This window comes from Pseudomonas granadensis, assembly GCF_900105485.1.
Classification (GTDB): domain Bacteria; phylum Pseudomonadota; class Gammaproteobacteria; order Pseudomonadales; family Pseudomonadaceae; genus Aquipseudomonas; species Aquipseudomonas granadensis.
The window spans coordinates 3,006,607-3,027,200 of sequence record NZ_LT629778.1 but is presented as its reverse complement, the minus strand read 5'-3'; the positions used below and the strand labels follow the sequence as shown (position 1 = coordinate 3,027,200).

General features: G+C 61.0%; 21 protein-coding genes. 9 read left to right on the top strand and 12 right to left on the bottom strand.

The window, feature by feature from the left end; translation table 11 throughout:
- Nucleotides 1–60: 60 nt before the first annotated feature.
- Nucleotides 61–954: a LysR family transcriptional regulator gene (locus tag BLU52_RS13295; protein WP_090283865.1), complete on the top strand. Its 894-nt coding sequence runs from the start codon at nt 61–63 to the stop codon at nt 952–954.
- 32 nt (nt 955–986) lie between these two features.
- Here the strand turns inward: BLU52_RS13295 and BLU52_RS13290 are convergent, their stop codons facing one another.
- A complete protein-coding gene (locus BLU52_RS13290; protein WP_090283863.1) occupies nt 987–1,217 on the bottom strand; it encodes a hypothetical protein in 231 nt (76 codons plus the stop codon).
- A 206-nt stretch (nt 1,218–1,423) separates the two neighbouring features.
- Between BLU52_RS13290 and BLU52_RS13285 the strand changes: the two genes are divergently transcribed.
- Nucleotides 1,424–1,651 carry a PLD nuclease N-terminal domain-containing protein gene (locus tag BLU52_RS13285; RefSeq protein ID WP_090283861.1) on the top strand — a complete coding sequence of 76 codons (228 nt, stop codon included), beginning with the start codon at nt 1,424–1,426 and terminating at the stop codon, nt 1,649–1,651.
- Nucleotides 1,652–1,710: 59 nt separating this feature from the next.
- On the opposite strand, the gene BLU52_RS13280 is transcribed toward BLU52_RS13285, so the two are convergent.
- Both BLU52_RS13280 and BLU52_RS13275 read right to left on the bottom strand, forming a co-directional pair.
- Nucleotides 1,711–1,953 carry a hypothetical protein gene (locus BLU52_RS13280; protein WP_090283859.1) on the bottom strand — a complete coding sequence of 81 codons (243 nt, stop codon included), beginning with the start codon at nt 1,951–1,953 and terminating at the stop codon, nt 1,711–1,713.
- Nucleotides 1,950–2,204 (bottom strand): DUF6555 family protein, encoded by a 255-nt coding sequence (locus tag BLU52_RS13275; protein ID WP_090283857.1) that lies wholly within the window; start codon nt 2,202–2,204, stop codon nt 1,950–1,952. Before BLU52_RS13275 ends, BLU52_RS13280 begins: the two co-directional genes overlap by 4 nt.
- 401 nt (nt 2,205–2,605) lie before the next feature.
- Between BLU52_RS13275 and BLU52_RS13270 the strand changes: the two genes are divergently transcribed.
- From BLU52_RS13270 to BLU52_RS13260, 4 genes are all read left to right on the top strand, one after another.
- The gene (locus tag BLU52_RS13270) at nt 2,606–3,781 is read left to right on the top strand and encodes a zinc-dependent alcohol dehydrogenase (RefSeq protein WP_090283854.1); all 1,176 of its coding nucleotides are present in this window, start codon (nt 2,606–2,608) and stop codon (nt 3,779–3,781) included.
- Nucleotides 3,782–3,816: 35 nt separating this feature from the next.
- A complete protein-coding gene (locus tag BLU52_RS26685; RefSeq protein WP_157720699.1) occupies nt 3,817–3,969 on the top strand; it encodes a hypothetical protein in 153 nt (50 codons plus the stop codon).
- 201 nt (nt 3,970–4,170) lie between these two features.
- Nucleotides 4,171–5,544, top strand: coding sequence for an iron-containing redox enzyme family protein (locus tag BLU52_RS13265; protein WP_090283852.1), 1,374 nt, complete (start codon nt 4,171–4,173; stop codon nt 5,542–5,544).
- A 14-nt stretch (nt 5,545–5,558) separates the two neighbouring features.
- Nucleotides 5,559–6,503 (top strand): methyltransferase, encoded by a 945-nt coding sequence (locus BLU52_RS13260; protein WP_090283851.1) that lies wholly within the window; start codon nt 5,559–5,561, stop codon nt 6,501–6,503.
- A 35-nt stretch (nt 6,504–6,538) separates the two neighbouring features.
- On the opposite strand, the gene BLU52_RS13255 is transcribed toward BLU52_RS13260, so the two are convergent.
- The 4 genes from BLU52_RS13255 to tspO all read right to left on the bottom strand — a co-directional run bounded on the left by BLU52_RS13255 (nt 6,539) and on the right by tspO (nt 9,566).
- On the bottom strand, nt 6,539–7,864 hold the full coding sequence (locus BLU52_RS13255; RefSeq protein ID WP_090283848.1) for an SDR family oxidoreductase: 1,326 nt from the start codon (nt 7,862–7,864) through the stop codon (nt 6,539–6,541).
- An 88-nt stretch (nt 7,865–7,952) separates the two neighbouring features.
- Nucleotides 7,953–8,129, bottom strand: a complete 177-nt coding sequence (locus BLU52_RS26680) for a hypothetical protein (protein WP_157720698.1) — start codon at nt 8,127–8,129, stop codon at nt 7,953–7,955.
- 37 nt (nt 8,130–8,166) lie between these two features.
- Nucleotides 8,167–9,126, bottom strand: a complete 960-nt coding sequence (locus tag BLU52_RS13250) for an alpha/beta hydrolase fold domain-containing protein (RefSeq protein ID WP_090283846.1) — start codon at nt 9,124–9,126, stop codon at nt 8,167–8,169.
- Complete coding sequence (tspO, locus tag BLU52_RS13245; RefSeq protein WP_090283844.1) at nt 9,123–9,566, bottom strand: tryptophan-rich sensory protein TspO; 444 nt, start codon at nt 9,564–9,566, stop codon at nt 9,123–9,125. The genes BLU52_RS13250 and tspO overlap by 4 nt, the downstream gene beginning before the upstream one ends.
- 155 nt (nt 9,567–9,721) lie before the next feature.
- Between tspO and BLU52_RS13240 the strand changes: the two genes are divergently transcribed.
- Together BLU52_RS13240 and BLU52_RS13235 are read left to right on the top strand one after the other, a co-directional pair.
- Nucleotides 9,722–9,958: a hypothetical protein gene (locus tag BLU52_RS13240; RefSeq protein ID WP_090283842.1), complete on the top strand. Its 237-nt coding sequence runs from the start codon at nt 9,722–9,724 to the stop codon at nt 9,956–9,958.
- Between the two features lie 688 nt (nt 9,959–10,646).
- On the top strand, nt 10,647–12,566 hold the full coding sequence (locus BLU52_RS13235) for a tyrosine-protein phosphatase (RefSeq protein ID WP_090283840.1): 1,920 nt from the start codon (nt 10,647–10,649) through the stop codon (nt 12,564–12,566).
- Between the two features lie 48 nt (nt 12,567–12,614).
- On the opposite strand, the gene BLU52_RS13230 is transcribed toward BLU52_RS13235, so the two are convergent.
- From BLU52_RS13230 to BLU52_RS13220, 3 genes are all read right to left on the bottom strand, one after another.
- Entirely contained in the window at nt 12,615–13,742 is a 1,128-nt protein-coding gene (locus tag BLU52_RS13230; protein WP_090283838.1) for a mechanosensitive ion channel family protein, read from the bottom strand.
- A gap of 188 nt (nt 13,743–13,930) precedes the next feature.
- Nucleotides 13,931–14,908, bottom strand: coding sequence for an AraC family transcriptional regulator (locus BLU52_RS13225; protein WP_090283836.1), 978 nt, complete (start codon nt 14,906–14,908; stop codon nt 13,931–13,933).
- A gap of 80 nt (nt 14,909–14,988) precedes the next feature.
- The gene (locus tag BLU52_RS13220; protein WP_090283834.1) at nt 14,989–16,554 is read right to left on the bottom strand and encodes a sensor domain-containing diguanylate cyclase; all 1,566 of its coding nucleotides are present in this window, start codon (nt 16,552–16,554) and stop codon (nt 14,989–14,991) included.
- 270 nt (nt 16,555–16,824) lie between these two features.
- On the opposite strand from BLU52_RS13220, the gene BLU52_RS13215 reads away from it, so the two are divergent.
- Nucleotides 16,825–17,259 carry an HhH-GDP family DNA glycosylase gene (locus tag BLU52_RS13215; RefSeq protein WP_090283832.1) on the top strand — a complete coding sequence of 145 codons (435 nt, stop codon included), beginning with the start codon at nt 16,825–16,827 and terminating at the stop codon, nt 17,257–17,259.
- Between the two features lie 23 nt (nt 17,260–17,282).
- Here BLU52_RS13215 and BLU52_RS13210 read toward each other — a convergent pair whose 3' ends face one another.
- Nucleotides 17,283–18,335, bottom strand: coding sequence for an alpha/beta hydrolase family protein (locus BLU52_RS13210; RefSeq protein WP_090283830.1), 1,053 nt, complete (start codon nt 18,333–18,335; stop codon nt 17,283–17,285).
- A 127-nt stretch (nt 18,336–18,462) separates the two neighbouring features.
- Complete coding sequence (locus tag BLU52_RS13205) at nt 18,463–20,589, bottom strand: TonB-dependent receptor family protein (RefSeq protein WP_090283828.1); 2,127 nt, start codon at nt 20,587–20,589, stop codon at nt 18,463–18,465.
- Nucleotides 20,590–20,594 lie beyond the last annotated feature (5 nt).

The following is a 20,594-nucleotide window of genomic DNA, read 5'->3' as shown; positions in this document are numbered from 1 at the left end:
TGCCCACGTTTACCGCGGTAGACAGCGTTTTTGGCAATCACCTTTGCGTAGGAATCACAAATGGACGTCGGTGGCCGATCAGGTGAAATGGACGTGTTCGTCACGGTGGCTCGCGAGGGCAGCTTGTCGGCGGCCGCGCGCGCCTTGGGGCTGACGCCCTCGGCGGTCAGCCGGATCATCGCGCGCACCGAGCAGCGTCTGGGCACGCGCCTGCTGTTGCGCACCACTCGGGCGCTCACGTTTACTGCCGAAGGCGAGGCGTTTCTGCGGGGCGCCCGGCGTATTCTGGCGGACATGGCCGAGGTCGAAGACGCCATCGCCGATCAAGGCGTGCCGCGGGGCCGCTTGCGGGTCAGCGCCGCCCTAGTGCATGGGCGGCTGGCGATCGTACCGTTGGTTGCCGCCTTCAGCGCGCGTTACCCGAACATCGTGGTCGACCTTACCCTGGGCGATGAAGTCGTCGACATTCTCGGTGGCCAGGCCGACGTCGCGGTGCGTTTCGGGCATTTGCCGGACAGCCCGTTGACGGCGCGCAGACTCGGCATCACCGGTCAGGTGGTGGTGGCTTCGCCCGAATATCTTGAGCGCCACGGCACCCCGCAGGAACCGGAAGACTTGCTGCGGCACAACTGCCTGCGCTTCAACTTTCGCCGCGCCGAACCCAACTGGCCGTTCATCCGCGACGGCCAGGTGTTTTCCTTGAAGGTCAGCGGCAGCATCGAATGCAACAGCGGTGAAGCGCTGGCGCAACTCGCGCGGGGCGGCGCCGGCATCGCGCGGATCGGCGAGTTCAGCGTGAAAGAGGATCTGCAGCGTGGCGAGTTGATTTCCCTGTTGGCAGACTGGAATCCGGGCGATGACGAGCCGATCCATGCGGTGTTCGTCGGCGGTCCGGCGATGCCGGCGCGGGTGCGTTTGTTTGTCGACTTTCTGCTGGAGCATCACCGGATGTGAGCACTGGCGGCGTCAAGGCGCGGATGCGCGATTCAAGCCCATATTGCTGTTTCTGTATTGATTTCGGCGACCAGCGTGGCGTTGAACTGCCGCTGCCGATGCAGGTCATCGCGCATCATTGAGAAGTTGAATCTTTTTGCGCCCAGCTCTTTCAGTACAAGGCCTGAAACCCGGTAAATGCCGCAGTCGGAACAGTCGACGAGCTGGCCGCCATGGGCCTCGTCGGTTTTCTGTGCGTTGAGTCCGCATAGGTAGCATTTCATGTTGCTCTCCCGGTTTTGTGATGTTCAGGAGATCGTCCGGCCAAGACAGAAGTTTCATCAGCATGCGCCAGGGCGGGAACAGGTTAGGATCTGCTGCATGGGCCCATCCGGCTTGCCAGATCGCGGCTATCCACCCGATACAGGATTTTTTGAACGCTGATTTGATCGCGCAGCCCAATGCATACCAGTCATTGGAGGAGTGCGCCATGAACGAGGCAACGAGTTACTTTTCGATAGCGGTCGCGGTGATCATTTTGCTGGTTGACCTGTGGGCGATTGTCAGTGTGTTTCGCAGCGAGAAAAGCGTTGGCACCAAAGCCGCATGGGCCATCGGCCTGATCGTGTTCCCGGTGTTGGGCCTGATCGTCTGGGGCATCGCCGGCCCGCGCGGGGTCAAGGAAGGGCCGTCATCGCCGGAACACAGCAAGGGCTGAACGGCACACCTGCAACACCCGTCGAATGGCGGGTGTTGTTTTTTCAGCGTTTGCAACGGTCAGCTTCGCGAGCGTCTGCGCAACTGCATGAAGGCCTGATACGCCTCGGTGCGCTTGGCGTCGGCCACAGCCTTGGCCTGGTTGAAATGCTCCCACATCGCCGCGTTGCGACTGCTCTCATCGAACAGTCGGTAGGCGATTTCCTCGAGGCGGTCCGCTTCGTAAAACAAGGCGTTGATCCGCGCCGGTTCGTCGTCCTCATCCTCAGTTGAAAAGCCAGCCGATGACGTCGTTGAAGTCATGATGAAGCCTCCGTCCACACCAAAGCGGTAGTCTCGCGCCATTTAACCTCGGTGATGCCAAACCGTTCTGCCTGCGGTTTCGAAATGACCTTCAGCGGTGGTCTTCCTGGTTTGGGAATCGGCGCAATACCCGCGTCACAACTCGCCCAATGCCACGCATCCGCGTTGCTCATGTTTTTTGCGCGGATGACAAACGAGCGGGGCTGACCGTGAAGCAAGTATTCAATGGTGAAAATATCCGTACGACTCATGAGTTCCTCCTTAGGCTCATAGCCAAAGGAGTTGGCGGGTGTGGAAAAAATTCCAACGGATTTACCGGTGGTCGGTAACAGAAGATCAAGAGCCCCTCACCCTAGCCCTCTCCCGGAGGGAGAGGGGACTTGACCGAGGTGATTGGGCGAAATACGCCAACCTGCAATACCCAGTCGAATGCAAATTTTGAAACCAACCAGAATCGGCTCCCTCTCCAGGGGGAGAGGGCTGGGCGGGCGGCGTTCCGATGAGGGGCGAATTCACCGCCAGACTCAAGCCGGGCGAAAATCGGCTCACCGCCCAAAAAACCGACCACTAATCAGCCCACCCCAAACCCCGATGAAACCTTGCCGCCCACCCGCACCTCAACCCATAAACCCACCACCAACGGGAGAAGACTATGAAAGCCATCGTCTTTCACGGTATCGGCGACATACGCCTGGACGACGTTCCGGACCCGACAATCCAGGCCCCGACCGACGCCATCGTCAGGCTCACCGCCTCAGCCATCTGCGGCACTGACCTGCATTTCATCCGCGGCAGCGCCCCGGACATGCAACCCGGCACCATCCTCGGCCACGAAGGCGTCGGCATCGTCGAAGCCCTGGGCAGTGACGTGCGCAATCTCAAGGTTGGCGACCGCGTACTGATCCCGTCGACCATTGCCTGCGGCAACTGCGCCTACTGCCGTGCCGGTTATTTCGCCCAGTGCGACGTCGCCAACCCCAATGGCAAAACTGCCGGCACATCGTTCTTTGGCGGGCCGAAAAACACCGGTCCGTTCCACGGCCTGCAAGCCGAAAAAGCGCGTATCCCGTTCGCCAACATCGGTCTGATCAAACTGCCCGATGCCATCAGCGACGACCAGGCCATCGCCATGTCGGATATCTGGCCCACCGCCTGGTTTGGTGCGGAGATGGCCGAAATCAAAGACGGCGATACCGTCGCCGTGTTCGGCTGCGGCCCGGTCGGGTTGTTCGCTATCGTTAGCGCCAAACTGATGGGCGCTGGCCGCGTGTTCGCCATCGATGGCCTCGAAGATCGTCTTGCTCAAGCGCAGGCGTTGGGCGCCGAGTGCATCAATTTCGAACAGGAAGACCCGCTCGAAACCATCGCCCGCCTGACCGGCGACATTGGCGTGGATTGCGCCATCGATGCGGTCGGCATCGACGCCAATCACGCCCACCACGGCGCCCACGAACCGGCGCAATGGCAGCCGGGCGATGAGCCCTCGCAAGCCCTGCAATGGGCGGTGCAGGCGGTGGCCAAGGCCGGCATTGTGTCGATCATCGGCGTGTACCCGGCCGGGTTCGACAGCTTTCCGATCGGCGCGGCGATGAACAAGAACCTGCGCCTGAACATGGGCAACTGTCACCACCGCAAGTACATTCCCAAGCTGATCGAAATGACCTTGGCCGGCCGTGTCGACCCGGCGAAAGTCATCACTCAGGACGAACCGTTGACCGATGCGATATCGGCGTTCAAGGCGTTCGATAAACATCAGCACGGCTGGATCAAGGTCAAGCTTGAACCCGGTGCCGATAGCGCCACCACCGCCGAACCGGCGACAGCGTAATCAACCTGTTCCCCAACCCTCGTCAGGAGACACCCATGAAAACCCTCTGCGTATGCCTCGGTTTCTGCTCGATGCTGTTGCTGCAAGGCTGCTTTGAAGGCTCGAACGACGCGCCCAACAAGGAAGGCGACAAGAGCAAGGCTTCGTTGCAGATACAGCAAGGCGAGTCGGCCGAAGAGAAAAAGTAATCGCGTTTTTGCTCACGCGATTCGCCGCAAAAAGTCAGGAATTGCCTGGGCAGTTTGTGCTGCTTAGGCATTTTCCGCGAGCGAATGACGGCAGCATTGGGGGATGTACCGTTGGCTCCGTCGCTGCGCTGAAAAAAGGAATTATTTTAACCGGCGGCGACTCTCTCGTTTATGAGCATGCATTTGATGAGGGGAGCTGCCATGACGCTGATCGACATCCCGATCAAGAAGTCTTCACAGAGGTCCGTGTTGCAACCGGTCTCTTATCACGATCTTTATGATCGGCTGTTGGCGGAAGATTCTGCGGTTGACCGGATTGCCTACGATCTGCTTCGCCAACAATTGAAGCTGGCCGCCGAGCTGCCGCTGGATCTGCCATCGGAGCCTGAGGCATTGGCGCAATGGTCGGAGGCGCACTGTGCCGATGTCGCGGCGCAATACGCGGAGTACCTGTCGGCGCGTCAGCAGGGTGCGGACCGGCGCTATTTTCGCAACAAGTCCCACGCGCTGTATTTCCTTCAGCATGTGGCGCCAACCAAAGAGGTCGACGGCGCCTGGCTGGCGGGCATTCCTGCGCACTGGCAGGACCAGCGTTTCGACTACCTGCTCGATACCTATCTCGAGGAGTTGGGCGACGGCCTCCCACGGCAGAACCATGTGGTGATCTACCGCAAGCTGCTGGCTGAACACGATTGCGCCGACTTGCAAGGTCTGGCCGATGAGTACTTTCTGCAGGGCGCCTTACAACTGGCGCTGGGGCGTTTCGGCGATGAGTTTCTGCCGGAAGTCATCGGCTACAACCTTGGCTACGAACAGCCACCTCTGCACCTGTTGATCAGCTCTTACGAACTGGCCGAGCTGGGCATCGACCCGCAATATTTCCGCCTGCACGTGACCATCGATAACGCCAGCACCGGGCATGCGCGCAAGGCCGTGCAGGCGCTGTTGCGGCTGATCCCGGCAGGCCCGGAGCGCGACAATTTTTACCGGCGCATGACCGTCGGTTATCGCCTGAACGGTCTGGGCAAGGGCTCGACGGCGGTCATTCAGGAGTTCGATCTGCAGCGCGCGGTGGTGTCGATGCTGGAACGCAAGGCAATCTTCGGCCAGCACATGCATTCCGACTATTGCCGGATCGAAGACCGCACCATCAACCAGTGGCTGGCGGCGCCGGGGCAGATGGCCGATTTCCTCGCGGCGCTGGAGCGCAAGAGCTGGATCAAACGTGGCCAACCGGTCGAGCAAAGCCGTTTCTGGCGCCTGATCGAGGGCAGCGAAGCGGTGATGTTCGGGGTGTTCAACGGTTACGAAAAACAATTGCTCAGCGACTGGATTACCGGTGACTGCCCGGACAACGCGCACCGGCCCTACGTCGCGCGCCGAGGTGCAGCAGCCGATGAACAAATCGACATCGCTGATACCGAGCAGCGCACGCTGGAGAAGAGCCTGGAAAATCTGCCGCCTGTGGAACAGATGCACAAGCTGCAAACCTGGCTGCAACCGCAGCGGCACTGGCGTCCGGCCGGGCTGTTTGCGACCCGGCGTTTTATTCAATTGCGTGACCGTTTGCGTTGACCACAGGAGGCTGCATGTCGCTACAGGAAACTTCGGATCGAACGCTATTTGAATTGGGTAAACGCTTGCAGGACAGCGGTTATCGATTTATCACTCCGACACCGCTGACCCACGAACGGGTCTGTCAACGCTTCGCCAGCCCGCTGGCCAAGGACCTGCGCGATGTATTCGGTTGGTCGATGCCGTTTGCCAGCGAGCTGTTATCAGCGGATGAGCTGGGCAAGCTCGAGCAGGCGGGCATCATCGAGCAGCAAGGTTCGCTGTGGCGCAGCAACGTGCGCTGGTCGACGCTCAATGACCGCTTGTTTGTGCATTCGGCTTTTCCAACCACCGCCAATGACGCGGTGTTTTTCGGCCCCGATACCTATCGCTTCGCCCGCGCCATCCAGGCACAGCTACAGCAACGCTTCGCTCCGATCAAACGTGCGGTGGACATTGGCTGCGGCAGCGGGGCAGGCGCGGTGATCATGGCCCGGGCGCGGCGCGAGGCTGAAGTGCTGGCCGTCGATATCAACCCGCAGGCGCTGCGCATGACCGCGGTCAACGCGGAACTCGCCGGGGCTGATAACGTCTCGGCGTACCACAGCGATCTGCTGGCCAGCGTTGAGGGCGAGTTCGATCTGATCATCGCCAATCCGCCGTACATGAACGATCAGCATCAGCGTGCCTATCGCCACGGTGGCGGGGCGCTGGGCGAAGGCCTGTCAGTGCGCATCGTGCGCGAAGCACTGCCGCGCCTGGCGCTCGGCGGGACGTTGCTGGTCTACACCGGCGTGGCGATTCAGGTTGGGCAAGATCCGTTTCTTGAAGCGATCAAACCGCTGGTGGCCGGCGGCAGGTACGCATGGACTTATGAAGAGCTTGACCCGGACGTGTTCGGTGAAGAACTGGTCAAACCCGAATACGCCCTCGCCGAGCGCATCGCCGTGGTGGCGTTGACGGTCACCCGCGAGCAGTGAGGCTGATGGGCGCCACCGCTCGCGGTCTACAGGGGCTAGCGGTGCCGTCCACGGGCACGATTAAGCGCCAGCAGGCAACCGCCAACCAGCACCGCCGCACCCGCCACCAACAGCGGTGAAGGTCGCGTCGGTTGACGCCAGCCGCCCTCAACGCGCCGCTCGCCGCTGGGTGGTGTGAACAGATTCCCCGACGAAGTCTCGATCGCCGGGCTGCGCTGGATGCCCCGGCGGGTCAGCCAGCCCGACAACTGCGAAAAGCCCGGCAGCAGAAAGTGCGCCACGCGAGCGAGGGTTGCCGCACTGCCGACCGTCACCTGCGGTTTTGGCTTGAGCGCGCAATTGACCATCGCGCTCGCCACTTGCTGCGGATCATAAATCGGCGGTGGCGGCTTCAGCGCATGGCCGGTGTAGTTGGCGCCGTCGCGAAACCCCGGGGTATCGATGACCGCCGGATAGATGTTGCAGACATGAATATCCGGCTGGCCGACCAGTTCGCCACGCAGGGCTTCGGTGAGACCGATCAAGCCATATTTGCTCGCCGAATACGCCGCCGCATACGGCTGCGCCACCCAACTGCCGAGCGACAGCGTGTTGATCAGAATCCCCTGTTGCTGCGCCTTGAAATAAGGCCACACGACGTAGGCGCCGCGCAGATAGCCGAGCAAGTCGGTCTGCAGAACCTGTTCATGCACTTTCAGTGGCGTCTGCGCAAAATCGCCCACTGCGCCAACGCCGGCATTGTTGATCCAGATATCGATACGGCCATTGCCAAATTCCGCCGCCTGCTCCGCCAGTTGTTGCATCTGTTCGTTGGAGGTGACATCGGTGCGCACCGCCAACGCTTGTGCACCCCGCGCCGCGCACTCATCGACCACCTCGGCCAGCGCCTCGCCGTCGCGCGCGGCCAGTACCAATCGCGCATGCTCGTCGGCAAACGCATGCGCCGCCGCCCGGCCAATGCCGCTGGAGGCGCCGGTGATGACCACCAGTTTGCCGGCCAGGCGAGGGTTGGCTGCCGATTGCTTGGGCGCGAGCGGTTCAGGCGACGGGGGAGGTGTGGATGGCGTGACGCTTTCAGTTTCGTAGGGCATCTGCTCGACCGCCAGACGCAAGCCGTCGGCCATCACCAGGGTCAGCGCCTCGATCCGCCCGACGACTCGGTCGGGGTAGATCGGCTCGCCGTTAGGATCGAGCATGTCATAGACAAACGTCTGGCCTTCGAGCCAACCGACCGCAGTCTGCAGTTCGGGGCCGAGGTAATACCTGCCATCAAGAAAAAAGCCAGGAAACTGCGGCGCGCGCTCGACACTGTCAATGCGATAGCGCTCACCCGGCCTCATACCGGTTTCAGGGGTGATCATAGGGAATTCCTCCTCCGTTGGTTCTGCGATAGAGAACGGCGGGGAACGCAGGGTTCCATGCAAAAGAGGAGCGGGCGCTGAATGACGATTATCCGGCGATCTCGCAGCTCCACAGCTCAATGAACGGTTGCGCGCTGGTCGGGGCGCCGACCCATTGACTCATCGATTGGCAGTCGCCCTCGAAGCACAACTGATAGTCGCCCGCCTCGGGTGCGGGCCCCAGTTTCAGCGGTTGTTGGGGCGGCAAGCGGCGCTGGAGTGCCAACTGCCGTTGTCCTGTCGCGCCAGGGGCTGAATCCGCCTCATCCCTCTCCAGCCCTCTCGACGCGCGTCGAAATCCACTGCCGACTGTAAGCCAGCACGCCCTGAGCGATGGCCGTCGGAAAATGAATGAAGCCGTGGGGCGACGCCGGCAGCACATGCAGCTCAACCGGCGCCGACTGCCGCCAGCGTTCGGCGATCAGCAGCGTATCGTCAAGCAGCGGATCGAGTTCACCGGCAAACAGCAGTGCCGGGGGCAGGTCGCTGAAATTGCCATGCAGCGGCGACAGCGGTGGCTGGCGGCGTTGTGCGTCGCTCAGATCGGGGGTCAGCAGGCGCAACGCGTCGACCATCCCAGGGCCGTCCAGCACCAGTGTATCGGCCGGCGCGTTGCGTACGCTGGGTGTGCCGGTCAGATCGTAGACGCCGTAATACAGCAGTGCACCGTGAATGCGTCGAAGCAATTCGGGCGATGCTTTCAATGCGAGCAACGTTGCGACGGCCAGATGGGCGCCGGCCGATTCGCCGACCACCACCACGGGCAATCCTGCGAACTCGGCATCATTCAGCACCCCGCGCGCGGCGAGCAGGCAGTCATCGAGCAAGTCTTCGACGGGGGTAGAAACGGCCAATCGGTAATCGACCGAGACCACCGCAACCTGACAGTCGTTGACGATGGCGATGTTGAAATTGTCGTTCATCTGCGCGTTGCCGATGACCCAGCCGCCGCCGTGGAAATCCAGAACCACGCCGCGCGGCTGGCCCTTGGGCCGAATGATCCGCACAGGCACGGTGTCGAAAACTCTTCGCTCAGCGGTCAGGCCCTGCTCGCGCAGCTTTTTCGCGCCGCCGACCTGACTGACGCGCAGCAGCGCCTGGATCAGGCGCGGCGTCAGGCGGTTGCGGATTTTGAAGCGCGGCAGCCAGGCGAGCTTGCGGTTGAACGCGCGCACTTGCGCCAATTCACGTTCACCTTGCGGCCAAGGCGCAGGGGCCGTCATGTGCGGTTCTTCAGCAGGATGGAGAAGTTCAGTGCCGCGGCGACGCACAGCCAAGCCAGATACGGGAAGAGGATCAGCCCGGTGATCAGGTCCAGTTGCAACGCCAGTACTACCATCGCCGCGACGACCAGCCACAGCAGCGTGAGGATGACCATCGCCGCCAACACTTGATGCGCGCCGAAGAACACCGGCGTCCACAGTGTGTTCAAGGCGATTTGCGCGGCCCACAGGGCGAGCACGGTCTGGCTGCCGGGGATCAGGCTCAAGCGGTAACCGGCCCAGGCCAGCAGCAGATAAATGATCGTCCAGGCCACCGGAAACGCCCAGTTAGGCGGGGTGAAGCCGGGTTTGTTCAGGCCTTCGTACCACGCGCCCGGTTTGAACATGACGCCGGTGGTTGCCGCTGCTGCGCAGGCCAGAAGGAAGATGAAGAAGGTCATTGCCAGTCCTTAGCTGTGATCAGCTTTTCGGGAAGTGTATGCAAGGGACGCCCGGCGCCGCGAAAAGTTTGCCCGGCAAGCGATGCGGTTGAACCAATAAGCTGACCGGTCGGTCAGGGTATGCAGTTGTTTTGATTTTCTTCGAGGATGAGACGATGGCTGTTTTTGTTTTGGAGTATCGCTTCAGTGGTGAGCCGCGCAGTTATGAGCTTGAGTTGAAGCAGGCGCAGCTGGCTGTGCATGAGGCGGCTATGCATTTGTTGCAGTTGCATTTGGGGGATGCGGAGAACAGTCTGCTCATGCCGTCGGCGGATTCGACGCCGGAGCAGGTGATGGAGCAGGCTGAGCGGGTGGGGGTGACGGATATTCGGGTGGGTGATCGAAAGGATTGATCTTCGCGCTGGGTACATATCCATTGCTTCGGGTGCTGCGGCTGGCGGTTTCGCCTGACGGCGACTCACTTTTTTTACAAACGCCTAAAAAAAGTAAGCAAAAAAACGCTTGCTCCTGCGTTCGGCCCTCGCAGGCTCGGGTCCCTTCGCTCCGGGACCGATCCGGGCGCAGCGGCTACGGTTTGCTTCGCTGCACCTCCTTCCGCTGTGTCTGGCTGCGCCAGACGGTCGCTGCGCTCCCACGCCCGGATCGATCCCTCCACTCAGCCTTCCGACGTCGCCGATGGATCAAGATCAAAAGCACTCGAGCTAACGCTCATTGTTGAGTGGTTAGAAGCGGGTGGTTGGCTTTCGATCTGCGGTGTATTCGCCCCTCACCCCAGCCCTCTCCCGAGGGAGAGGGAGCCGATTTGTGAGCTGTTCAAAACCTGAGTTCGACTCGGTATTGCACGTTGGCGTAGCACTCGCATCCACCACGGTCAGTCCCCTCTCCCTCCGGGAGAGGGCTAGGGTGAGGGGCTTTTGATTTTTTTGGATTGATTTCAAACCATCAACTCAAAAAACAGACCATTCACGCACCCCACGGCCCATTCGCGCAGGCATTTCCCATCCACTCGAAACTGTCATATTCCGTCCCACTCGCATCGCCATAGTGAAAAGCCCAACGCTTGTTCAAAGAGGCTGCACTGTGTTCCAACGTCTTCTGTGTTCGCTGTCCGTTCTGAGCCTGTCAATTGCTGCCGCCCACGCTGCCGAGCCTGTCGTGCTCGACACGCCACGTTTGCAAGGCATCGACAACTTCCGTGATGTCGCCGGTACCACCAGCGCTTATTCCACCGCCCATGACGGCACGATGCGTGGCGGGGTGTTCTATCGTTCCAATGCGCTGACGCCGTCGGCGGCGGATCTGGCGACGCTAAACGGGCTGGGTATCGGGGCGATTTATGATCTGCGTACGCCGAGCGAAATTGCCGCCACGCCTGACACGATGATTGAGGGCGCGACCTGGCAGAACATCGATATCATCGGCAGCACGACCTCTGGTGCCGATATCACCCATATCTCGTTCAAAAGCGCTGCCGACGCCATCACGATGATGGAGCAGACCAACCGCGCCTTCGTCAGCGACGCCGGCATGCGCAGTCAGTTCGGCCAGTTGTTCAATGCCCTCGCCAGTGTCGATGCGGCGCAGCTGTTTCACTGCACCGCCGGCAAGGACCGCACCGGCTGGACCGCGGCTGTTTTGCAGAGCATTGCCGGGGTCGATGAGGCGACCATCATGGCCAACTATCTGGCGACCAACGACTACACCGCCGCCCGTGTCGCGGCAACCCTGAAAGCCTTGCCGCCGAGCATGGCCGCGGTCTACGAGCCGTTGCTGGGCGTGCAGGCCAGTTACTTGCAGGCCGGTCTCGATCAGGTCGCCGCCGAGTACGGCAGCATGGACAATTACCTCAAACAGGGTCTCGGTCTGTCGCAGGAAACCATTTACGTGCTGCGCGGCAAGCTGGTCGAATACAACAGTCTGCCGGGGCAGGCCAGGCTGATCGGTAACGCCGCGGCCGGTGCCGAGTTGCTGCGGCAGTTGCAGAACACCGAGTTGTCCGGGACTTACAGCGCTTACAACTACTATCTGCAATCGGCGATCGATGCCGGCACTCTCGGCGGGGTTGAAAGCCAGGTTGGCGGTCAGGTGCATGCCGATGCGGCGAGTTACCTGCTGCGCCAGACCGCAATGATCGAACAAGCCGCGGCACCGTTCGCCAGCGGCAGTGATCTCAAGGTCGGGCAGTACCGCCTCTGGAGTACCGCGCTGGCTGGCTACCTCGGCACCGATGGCTCGGCCCATGCCGACAGCAGCAACGAACACAGCCAAGGCCTGATGGTCGGCATTACTCAACGCTTCAGCGAACAATTCAGTGCACGCGGCGGGTTTGGCTATAGCAATGGCAACGTCGGCGGGGCAGGTGGGGAGGCGGACACGGACTTGACCTTCCTCAATGTCGGCGGGCGCTACGGTTTCAGCAACCTGGAGCGCGGCCTGTTCCTTGACGCCAATGCCAGTGCCGGTTACGTCGATTACACCAGCAAACGCGAACTCGGCGGTGGCCTCGGCACGGCGAAAGGCGACAGCCATGGCAACCTCACCGGTGCGACGTTGGCGCTGGGTTATCGCGCTCCGGTCAACGGCATGACCTTCGAACCGAGCCTCGGTTTGCGCATCAGTCACCTCGACCTCAACGGCTTCCAGGAGAAGGGCAGCGAACTGGCGCTGGACGTCGACGACAACAGCGCCACCCGCCGCAGCGCGATCGCCAACCTCAACGTCGCTTTCGCACCATTGGCAGTTGATGCCTGGCAACTGGTGCCGGGCCTTCAGGTTGGCTACGAACGCACCTTGGGCGATAACCAGGTCGACAGCCAAGGCCACTTGCTCGGCCTCGACGTCGAACAGCGCGCGGCTTTCGACAATCGCGATCAGTTCAGCGGCGGCGTCAGCCTGATGGCCAATCTCGGCGCCCTGAGCCTGGGCGCTGAGGTCGGAGCCAGCGGCGGCGGTGACAGCCACGGCTTCAACGGTGGGCTCAAGGCCAGCTACGCGTTCTGAACGAATAGCCGGCCGCCAGTGTAGCTGGCGGCCGGTTGTGCAAAGCGCTCAGGCATGTTCCGTACGCGAAACATGCTGCGCTCTTGGCGGTAACGCAGCGGCCTCGGGCAATGACGCGATGTGTACGGTCCGCGACGGGAAGGCGAACGCGGCGTCAACATCGGCAACCGCTTCCATGATCTGCAGATTGATTCGCTGCTGCACGTCCATGTACACGTTGTAGCTGGCATCCAGGACGATATACACCGTCTCGAATTCCAGTGCGCTCTCGCCAAAACTGCGGAAATGGCAGCGATCGAAGCGCGCCTGTTTTTCATGCTTGATGATCGCTTCGACGCGGCGGGTGATCTCTTTGATCTGCTCGGTCGAGCATTCATAGGTCAGGCGAAACTCGAAAACGATCCGCCGTTCCTGCAGGCGTTTGTAGTTCTGGATGGTGCTGCCGATCATGTCGGCGTTGGCCATGACGATCTGCTCGCCGCCGAGGCTGCGAATGCGCGTGGTTTTCAAACCAACGTGTTCGACCGTACCGGCCAGCGTGCCGACGACGATGAAATCGCCCACTTCAAAAGGCTTGTCGACGGCAATCGACAGCGAGGCGAATACGTCGCCGAGAATGTTCTGTACCGCCAGCGCTACCGCGATACCGCCGACGCCGAGGCTGGCGACGAACGCGGTGATGTTGACGCCGAGGTTCGACAGCATGGCCAGCAGAATCACCGCCCACAACAGCACCTTGACGCCCCACAGGCTCAGCGTCGCCAGAGCACTGCCTTGATACGTGCCGGTGGTGCTGTGGCGCGAGAAGTAACGATGCAGCGCCAGCGCCAATGCGCGATTGACCCACAGACCGACCTGCAATGCCGCCACCACAAACCACAGGCTGCTGACTCGAGTGAGCCAGCGCTCGGGCAAGTCGAGCAAACCGATCCCGATCAGAATCGACGCCAGCAGCAACAGCGTGGTGCTGGTCGCCGACAGCACTTCGCTGGCCATGTAACTCAAGTGTCCATTACCGGCCGCGGCGCGCGCCTGCACCTTTCGAAACACGAAGCGGATGGCCGTTCGGGCGAGGAAATAGCTCAGCAACGTTGCGCAAAACGCCAGAATCCAGTTTCCCAGTGAAATGCCCAATACCGTGTGATGGATGAAAAAGCCTGTGAAGTCCTCAGTCATGCGAAACCCCCTATCGAAGCCTGCGACGGCGCATGCGCAGCGGCCGTCGCAGCCAGGTAGACGCCAGTCGATGCGGTGCGGCGATCGAGTGGCCTGTCAGGGGTTAGTCGTTTTGAGCAGGTGGCTGTTCCATCGAATTACGCGGGCGGCGAACGACGTGCATTTGAACAACCGGCACGACGCGAGCCTCAAAGCCTCGACTTCAGCTGCGCCGGGCTCACCCCGAACGCGCTCTGAAAGTACTGAGAAAACCGCCCGACATTGCTGAAACCCAAGCGCAGCGCCACGTCTGTGACCGACGCCGAATGCCGCTGCGCCAACGCTTCATAAGCACGCTGCAAACGTACCTGGCGCTGATACGCCACGATCGACATCCCGACGAAGCGGCGAAAGCCATCCTGCAGTGCGCGCTGGCTGACATGGCTCATTCGCGCCAGCTCCACGCCGCTGACCGGTTGCTCTGGATGTGCCTGGATAAACTCCACCGCCAGCTTCACGTGCCTGGGCGCCACCAGCGGTGCCGGCCGCCGCAGCACCTCGGAGAAGTTATGCGGCCACGCCTCGAGCACCGCATCGATCAACATTTCGCGCAGGCGCGAGGGCATCAAGGTTCCGCTGTTGAGCAACGTGTCGAACTCGGTTCCCGTCGCCAGATCGATCAGCGCCTTGAGGCCCTGAAAGGCTGGCGACTGCAAATCCACGCTGGGCTGAAAAGCGATCTTCTGCACGATCGGTTTGTCCAGCAGCGCCGATAATCGCTCGGTGAGCTGATGGCGGTTGATCGACATGCCGTGATGCGCGTGATCATCGAAGAAACGCATCGAGCGGATGTCCGCCTTGTCGATCGCCAGGCCGATGTGGCTTGCACCGATGGATTCGCTGGCGTGATTGAACAGGATCTTGCCAGCGGTCGGGATGACGAACGTGATCTCGTCCTGTGGGTCAGGGAAGGCCACGCTGAAGTCACCGCGATAATGCATGCGGCGAAAGCTCACGCCTTCGTGTCGACCGTAGACGCCACTGATCACGATGTTCGAGGGAATCGGCGGAGTGTCGGCGTAGCGGTTGCCGAAAAATCGGGAAAAGAGGGCGCCGAAGTCATCGGAGTGGAGGTTGTCGGAGCGCAGGATGATGGGCTGGCGAGGTGTGGACTCATTCCATTGCATGTGAAATTGCGGGCCTTGAGCGAATGATACGTGCGGCAGAGGCTAGCAAATGGCAGTGACTGGAATGTGACGAGCGGCGATCACGGTAGTTGCGTGGCACTGCAGTAGCGATCGCGACCTTGCTGCTTCGCGGCATAGAGCATCTTGTCAGCGGCATTGATCAGTACTGCGGCGCTAACCTCATGTTCGGCTGGCCTGGCCGCCGCGATGCCTGCGCTGACAGTGACGTGGCCGAGGGGATGTGCGGCGTGGTCTATACCCAAAGCTCGAATGGTTTCGATGATGTGCCGGGCGACCCTTTCTGCCCCCTGGAGGTCGGTGTTCGGCAGCAGCACGGAAAACTCTTCGCCGCCATACCGGACGGCAAGATCCCCGGGGCGTTTCAGCGCGTGGGAAATCGCCTTTGCTACAGTGGCCAGACATTCGTCACCGGCGGCGTGCCCGTAGGTATCGTTGTAGCGTTTGAAGTAATCGACGTCGATCATGATCAATGCCAGTGACGAGTTCTGCCGCTTGGCCAGCCGAATCTCGTCTGCCAGCGCACTGTCCAGCCGACGCCGGTTGGCCAGGCCGGTGAGGCTGTCGGTCAGGGCCATATCACGCATGGTCTGATGAGCAAGACGCAGCTCTTTTTCAATGGCCATGCGCTGGCGAAGCTGATTGAGGACAATCAGACCGAACACCGTGAATGCGCAGATCACCGAGGACAGCACAAATCCGGTCTTGTAGAGATCCCAGCGCCAGGGCGCGATGATCGATTCACGGGACAGCCCGGTTTCGACCACCAAGGGGTACGTGGTCAAGGCCCGATAACCATACAGGCGCTCGGTGCCGTCCACGACGGCTTTGACTTCTGCGATGCCGTCGCTGGAGACGGGCAGGTAACGGGTGAAAATTTCACTGCTCGCCAGGCTCTGACCGATAACGGATTTGATAAACGGTCGACGTACCAGGATTGTTCCATCGCGCAGTGCCAGAACCAATGCGCCTCGGTCGTCGATTTTGAAATCACCGTAATAATCCACGAAATAGCTGACTTTGATGGTCCCAAGGAGAACCCCTGCAAAAGAACCATCAGGGTTGTTCAAGCGACGCGAGATAGGAATGATGAGATCGTCGGTGGATTTGCTTTTCACCACTTTGCCGATACGCACATTACGATCGGTGTGCGTGCGGTGGTATTGGAAGTAATCGCGGTCGGCGTTGTTCGCCGGTTCAGGGATGACTTCCTTGTCGGTGACGATCCATTGTCCATCCGGACCATAAATGAACAGGCCGTGCAATTGCGGCATCAATCTGGCTTGCTGTACCAACAATTTGTGAATGCGATTCACATTGATGTTTTGCAGTCCGTCACCTTCTACGCGCTCGCCCAGCGCAGCAGTCAGTACATCCACCTGTCGAATGGCATCCTCTGCATGCTGCGCCGTCGCCCTGGCAAGGTTGGTGACGGAATTGCGCGCCGACGTAAACGCTGAGTGGTAGTCACGCCAGGTCCGCCATCCTTCCACGCCGAGAAACGCCAGGATCACCGTCAACATGAACGCCACTGTGAGGCGGAACGCCGCGACAGCGCTGACAGCCTTGATCGGGGCAGCGTCTGCGTTGTCTTGCATCTTCTCGTCAGGCCGGTTTCGACCGGGCATGTGCGCATTCATAGGCTGCGAGGCTCATAGGTTCTTCCCGTGGCATTCGTCTGGTCTTCTCCACAAGCTGACCGCGCTGACCGGGTTGAGATTCAATTTAACGGCCGAGGCAGACATCGTTGGCTACATCGAGACTCGCGACATGTTCCAAGCGTGATGTTTTTCCGAACCTTCACCCGCCCGGGCCTATCAGAAATGACAAGGCAAGACTGAAGCGTAGCTACATCTCGGCTGCCACGCCGGGCCGAGTGTCTTCATTGAGACCAGACCGTGAGTAAAAACATCAGCGCAAGCGATTTGCAGATCGACCTTCAAGGAGCCAACGAAGCGGGGCTGTTCAAATGGCTGGTTGCCAGTTTTTTGATGGGCAAAAGAATCCAGGGCGCGATTGCTGCGCAGGCGTACCAGATCATCGTCGTGGCGCATGAAAACGGTTCACCGCAAAAACTCGCGAAGTGCAGCCACCGCCAGTTGGTCGGGCTTCTCGGGCAGGCTCGGTATGTGCGTTACGACGACAGCACGGCTGTGCGTTTGCTTGCATTGGCAAACAAACTCAATAGCGAATACGCCGGCAAGGTGAGCAACATTGTCGCCGCGAGTGCTGATCGCAGGGCGTTTGAAAAACGCCTTTGCGAATTCGATGGCGTCGGGCCAAAGACCGTTGAGATTTTCATGCGGGAAGCGGCGGCGGTGCTCTTTTTGTGATCAGGTAACTTTCCACCCAGAACTCAACGTTCTTCCTTGACGTTCGCCGCTTGCTTCAAAAAGCCGGTAATAAGCAAGGTCACCTGCTGCTGAATCTCCCCCCTTGGGCGGGCGTTGCCGCCATCGCTGCAAATGATCCCGTCCCCCGGTGCGTCATCCTCCAACAGTTTCACCGCCCCCGCTTTGCAGGTTGGCAGAAAGCTGAAATGAGTGGCGTCACCGATCTCGACATATCGGCTGCTCGCTTTGGGCAAGCGTTTGGCGAGGTCGGCGGACTCCAGCTGGGCGGGCAGATCCAGCGAGGGTGCGCCGGCTGCGATCACCAGCGCCGGCACGGGTAGAGCGGCGAGACTCTGGTTGGTCATTCCGCGCGAGAGCCCAAGGTCCAGTGTCACGACGGCACTGACGCGAGGATCGCGCAAATCGCTGGCTAATGCTGCTGTAAGTTGCGCAGTTTTTGCGGGACTCATGATCTGGTAAACCTTGCAACTGGACAGCTGCGGATGGGCTTTGCAATCGCCAGCGAACAGCTGTGGGTCAAAGCGTGCACCGGCGATTTCCAGCGCAGTCCAGCCACCGAGGGAATGTCCGACGACTGCGATCCGCCGTTTGGCGGTCGCACCGAATTTGTCCGGTTGTGCCATGACTGCATCAATCGCCCGGCTGACATCGACGGGTCGCTGCCACAACTGTTCTGCTGCTTGTGCGCTGCGATCATGGGTCGTGCTGCCAGGATGGTTGATCGCAGCAACGATGTAGCCCTGATGAGCCAGCGCACTGGCCAGCCAGATCTGATTGGTCCAGTTGCCGCGATAGCCGTGAGACAAAATCACCAGAGGATGTTCGCCTGCGGCGGGAGGCGCGTTGCGAACGGCGTCGGCGCCGGTAAACACGACATCGTCGGCGATCAGCTCTGGCGCGTCGGTTGTCGGGCTCGGGTACCACACGACCATTTCCAGTGGGCGCTGATGATGCGGGTCGGGCAGAGTAAGCGACTGAAAGCCGATGGGGCTAAGTTGCGCGAATGCCTGAGTCGAAAGGCAAGTTAAAAGCAGGGCGCCAAGAGCTGTCTTCAATTCAGGTATCTTCCGTGATGAGCCAGGGAACCGGTTTGGCTTGCTTGCTCGGGAAATCCGCGCGAAGCCGGCGAGCCGGGCAGCCGAGATATAACCACAGTCAAGACACCGGTTACAGGGGAAACCCTCAGAGCAAACTCCACGAAACCCCGACATACACGCCCATCCCTTCACCCGGTGTCGACCGCGCCGCATCCAGCCCCTTGTCGTCATACCCCGGTGTGACCGTGGCCGCGTAATGCTCGTTGGTCAGGTTGCGCATATCGACCCAGCCCTGCCAGTCACCCTTCGGCGCGTTGTAGCCCAGCGTTGCACCGAACAGCGCGTACGGGTCAGCGTAGTAGCTGTTGGCGTAATCCACAGCCGTTTTCGATACCAGTCGGGTGTTTACGGCGGCGAAGAAACCTTGCGGCCAGTCGTAACGCAACTCGCCCTGGTAATAGTGCATCGGCAAGCCCGGCAGACGGTTGTCACCGAAACGCTGGTCATCGCGATAGTGGAAGTCGCTGAAGGTGTAGGCCTGGCGCAGACTCAGCTGACGGCCATCCGCCGCCGACCAGAGTTTGCTGGTGAGGCTGGCTTCGACGCCTTGATGCACGGTCGGGCTGGCGTTGAGTTCGTATGGGGTCACCGCCGTGGCGTCAGGCAGTACCGAAAGCAGTTCGTGGCGCACTTGTGCGTAATACCAGGCCAGGCTCCATTCGCCGACAGCGCTGTCGCCCCGGCCACCGATTTCCAGCGTGGTGGCGGTCTGGTTTTGCAGGGTGGTCGGGTCTTTTTGCGTGCCGGTGGCCGCGCCGTTACCAGCCGGGAAACGCACGTTGGAGCTGTAGATCAGCGACCATGGGTGCGGCGCTTCGACCGAGCGGCTGAGGTTGCCGAACACTTGAACATCCGGAGTGATCTGGTAGCGCAGACCGATTCGCGGCGCGTAGTCCCAATCGTTGAGGCTGGTTTTGCCGCCGCTGTTCGGATAGGTCACGGCGCTTTCGCGGCGGGTGTAAATAGCGGCGAGGCCGGTGGTCAGCCACAGGTCGTCGGCGATTTCCAGGTCGTTGCCGACATGCAGGACGGTGTCCGAGCCTTGATAGGTGAAGTTGCGCATGCGCGTGCCCGGCGCGTAACCGGCCGTATTGCCGCTCGGGACCCGCACGAATTCGCTGGCGCCGTCGTTAGGCAGGTGTTTGGTCACGCGCAGGCCGACAGTGCTGCGGCTTTCCATGCCGAACAGGGTGTCGCGGCGCTTGTAGTCGAAGGTGCCGCTGACGTCTGTATAGGCGACTTTCAAGCGGTTCGGGCCTTCACGCAGATCCATCGGGTAATCGTGATAGACGAGGCCGGTCTGGATGCTCGAATCGTCGTCGATGTAGAAGGTGGTCTTGTTGCCGATGAAAGTGCTGCCCGGTTGCTTGCGGCTGTCGTCGCGCGCCACGTAGGACGGGTTGGCGGCCCGCGAGTGATGCTCGATGGAGTGCTTGGTCACGCGGCCGGCGAGGTCGTTGTCGGTTTCGCGGTAGCGGATATAGAAGCGTGTCTCCAGGTTCGGGTTGAAGCGATAGCCGAAGTTGGCGATCACGCCTTTGCTTTCGCTGGCGGTGTGATCCTGATAGCCGTCGGCATTGGCATCGGTCAGCGACACGTAGTAATCGAACTCGCCGAGTACTTGCCCGGAACTGATCTGGCGCTGCTGATAGCCGTGGCTGCCGGTCGCATAGCGCACTTGCAGCTTCGGCGCGGTGTAGCCGGTGTGGCTGACGTAATCGATGGCCCCGCCCAGCGCCAGCGCGCCGCGATCGAAGCCGTTGGCGCCGCGCAGCACCTCGACGTGATCGACCCATAGGGGCTCGAGCAATTCATACGGCGTACCACCGGGGCCGGTCAGCGGCAAGCCATCGAGCATTGTGTACAGCCCCGACGCATGCGCCCCCGGCGCGCGGTTGATGCCCGAACCTCGCACGGAAATCTTCACGCCTTCATTGCCCGCCGACTGCGCATAGACGCCCGGTTGGTAGGCCAGCACATCCTGATTGCTCGCAACGCGGCCCTGCAATGGCTGGCGCATGTCGACCACATTAGTGCCGCCAGGCACCTGTACCAGACGGGTCTTGGCCTCTTCGACGCTGGCGTCTGCGCCGCTGCGCTCATCCGCCGAGATCAGCACTTGCCCCAGTTCCAGACCTTGGGTCTCGGCCAGCGCCGGGCAGGCAAGGGCCAGGCCGAGCAGGGCGGTGGGCAGGGATTTGGGCGACGGCATCGAAA